The following is a 3,217-nucleotide window of genomic DNA, read 5'->3' on the forward strand; positions in this document are numbered from 1 at the left end:
GCTTGCGCATCCCCGCCGTGTCGATCAGGCGGACGGGGCGCTCCAGCCCCTCGCGGCTGGTCCAGCTCCATTCAACCGCGATGCTGTCGCGGGTGATACCGGCTTCGGGGCCTGTCAGCAGCCGGTTCTCGCCCAGCAGCCGGTTGATGAGCGTGGACTTGCCGGCATTGGGGCGCCCGACGATGGCGAGCTTGAGTGGCGCGCTTTCCTCGTCCTCGTAAAATTCCTTTTCCTGGCTGAACTCCTCCCTTTCCAGATGGGGGAGAAGTGCCTGAAACAGATCGGCCAGACCCTGGCCATGCTCGGCGGAAAAGGGAATGGGTTCGCCCAGGCCCAGGCTGAAGGATTCCATGACGCCGTCTTCGGCCGCCTTGCCCTCCGCCTTGTTGGCGACCAGCACCACTGGCGCGTCATTGGCGCGCAGCCAGCGGGCGATTTCCTCGTCCAGCGGGGTGATGCCGGCGCGCGCGTCGATCATGAATAGCGCGACGTCGCAATTTTCCACCGCCGCTTCCGTCTGCATCCGCATCCGGCCGGGCAGGGACTGTGCATCCTCATCCTCGTACCCGGCGGTGTCGACGATGGTGAAGTCAAGGCCCAGCAGATGCGCTTCGCCCTCGCGCCGGTCGCGGGTGACGCCGGGCTGGTCGTCGACCAGCGCCAGCTTCTTGCCGACCAGACGATTGAACAGGGTGGACTTGCCCACATTGGGACGTCCGACGATGGCTACCGTGGGCAGCATGCCCGCTTTCCTTCCGAAACTGTCATCACTGATAAAAGCAGTGCTCCTGCGAAAGCAGGAGCCCAGTCCAACCGTCGGAACTGGGCTCCTGCTTTCGCAGGAGCACGCTTAGCATATTTGTCGCTCTTAGCGGAACGCCGTCAATTTTCCATCATCCGCCAGCATATAAAGCATGTTGTTGGCGACGATCGGCGACAGCGACATGGACTTGTCCATATCGATCGTCGACTGGACGCTGCCGGTCGCCGGATCGACATAGACCATCTCGCCGCGCGTCGACACGACGATCAGGCGGCCGCCGGCCAGGATTGGCCCGGTCCAGCGGATCGCCTTGTCCTTCTTCTTTTCCTTCTGCCAGCGGCGCAGTTGGCTGACCCAGCGGATCTTGCCGGTGGCGCGCGCGATGCAGAGCAGGCGGGCGTCGCTGGTCACGGCGAACACCCATTCGCCCACGACCGCAGGCGTTGAAATGCCCGCAATGTTGATTTCCCAGAGACGCTGGCCGCTGGTCAGTTCATAGCTCGCCATGCGGCCGCCCTGACCGATCGCGAAGACGCGGCCGCGATCGATAACCGGATCGGCATCGATGTCGGTCAGCGTCGCCACTGCGGTCGAGATGCTGGTGCGCGACAGCGCATCGCCCCACAGGCTGCGGCCATTTTCGTAGCGATAGGCGGTGATTTCGCCCGAGCTATAGCCCGCGATCACCGTACCCTGCGCGGCGGCCGGAGCGGCAACGCCGAAAATGCCCGTCACCTGCAACGTGCCGCTGTCGGTCCACTGGGTTTCGCCGTCACTCTGGTTGAGCGCGAAAATCTGGTTGTCCTGGCCCATCACATAGGCATGGCCATTTTCCAGCGTGGGCGCGCCGCGCAGCGGACCGCCCGGATGCTTCTTCCACAGGATCGCGCCGTCCGAGACGTTGAGCGCGAACACATCGCCCAGGCCGGTGCTGGCGAACACCCGATCGCCCAGCACGCTGACGCCGCCGCCGAACAGCGCGCGGCCATTGCCCTTGCCTTCGGATGGGAGGTTGGTCTGCCACAGCTTCGATCCGCTCGCGGCGTCAAAGGCGATGACATGCGCACCGGCGTCGGTGACGAACAGCTTGCCGCCCGCAACCACCGGTGAAGCGGCAAGGCGCGCCTGTGGCGAACTGCCCTCGATCTTGGTGGTCCACACCTGGCTCGGCGATCCGCCCAGCGACACATGCCCCATCGCCTTGGACGGGTCGCCGCCCGGCTGTGCCCATGCGTCGTTGACATAGGGTGCGGGCAGCGTGACCGGCACGTCGGCCAGCGACGGCTCGACTTCCACGCCCTGTTCGTTGGTCAGGATCGACACGCGATTGCCGACGACCGGTGTCTTGGGGCCGCCCTTCTTGCCGCCAACGATGCCGCAGCCGGCGAGCAGCGCGATCATCGCCACCATGGTCATGCTGCGCCCGATCGGGGCCAGGCTCTTCATGCTTACCATGTACTCGCTTATCCTTCGCTCGGCTCAGCCGGTATCTCGACCGCATCGATACCCATGACGCCTGCCATCTGACGGGCGCGTGAACGGATCGACTGGGGTACATTGGTATCCTTGGCCAGTGCCGCGAACATCGGGCCGGCCAGGTCGGTCTTGCCCATCTTCATATAGGCGATGGCGACCAGTTCGCCGGCGCTGCCGAACCAGGGCGCACCCTCGACCGCGAGCGGCTTGAGCCTATCGACAACCTGCTGGGGCTTGAGGCTGTCATACTCCAGCGACGTCTGGCGGATCAGCGCCAGGTCGCGATAGGGCTGGTCGAGGCCGCTGTCCGCCGCCATGGCGCTGTAGACCGCGATCGCGCCCTTTGTGTCGCCCTTGCGCGCGGCAGCGCCTGCCTTGGTCAGCAGGGCCGAAGCGCGATAGCCCGGCTGGCCGGCATTGGTCAGTGCGTCGAGCTGCTTGGCGTCGGGCGTGCCGCCGCCGACCGCGGTCTGGAGCACGCCGTCCATCTGTTCGGACACGGCTTCGGACTGGGTCTTGCTGTAATGCTGCCAGTAGAGCCAGCCACCGAACGCGGCGAGGCCGAGCACCACCACGACCAGCAGGGCACGGCCATACCGTTCCCAGAAGGTCAGAAGCTGGTCCTGACGGACCGCTTCGTCCACTTCGCGCATGAAGGCTTCGCTGTTTTGCGGCGTAAGTGCCACGGGAATCTCCGAGAAATGGGTCAGAAAACTCTGCCGGAAGGCGCGATCAATAGCGGCGCTTATGCCACAGGCAAATCACTTTTTGGGTCGATAGACCTGATCATCGGTCGGAAAGGCCCGACTGCGCACGTCGGCGGCATAGCGTTCGGCGGCATTGCTGATCGTTTCCGCGATATTGTCGTACCGCTTCACGAAGCGGGCCGTGCGCTACGAGGGCCTGATCCACGAGCAGCCCCATCACCATCTGCCCGTGCGCCGCCTGCCGGTGGTGATCGGGCACGACGGTTATGCG

3 protein-coding genes and 1 pseudogene are annotated in these 3,217 nt (G+C 64.9%); all 4 read right to left on the reverse strand.

Going from position 1 to position 3,217, the window contains the following annotated elements:
* On the reverse strand, window positions 1-742 hold a 742-nt coding region (gene der / locus VMR39_RS29975; protein WP_325422144.1), incomplete at its 3' end, for a ribosome biogenesis GTPase Der.
* 126 nt (window positions 743-868) lie between these two features.
* Window positions 869-2,218: a PQQ-binding-like beta-propeller repeat protein gene (locus VMR39_RS29980; protein WP_325422146.1), complete on the reverse strand. Its 1,350-nt coding sequence runs from the start codon at window positions 2,216-2,218 to the stop codon at window positions 869-871.
* A gap of 8 nt (window positions 2,219-2,226) precedes the next feature.
* Complete coding sequence (locus tag VMR39_RS29985) at window positions 2,227-2,925, reverse strand: tetratricopeptide repeat protein (RefSeq protein WP_325422148.1); 699 nt, start codon at window positions 2,923-2,925, stop codon at window positions 2,227-2,229.
* A 75-nt stretch (window positions 2,926-3,000) separates the two neighbouring features.
* A pseudogene (locus tag VMR39_RS29990) lies at window positions 3,001-3,132 on the reverse strand (3-methyl-2-oxobutanoate hydroxymethyltransferase); the annotation flags it as partial.
* Between the last annotated feature and the right edge of the window lie 85 nt (window positions 3,133-3,217).

Source organism: Sphingobium sp. (genome assembly GCF_035511395.1).
Classification (GTDB): domain Bacteria; phylum Pseudomonadota; class Alphaproteobacteria; order Sphingomonadales; family Sphingomonadaceae; genus Sphingobium.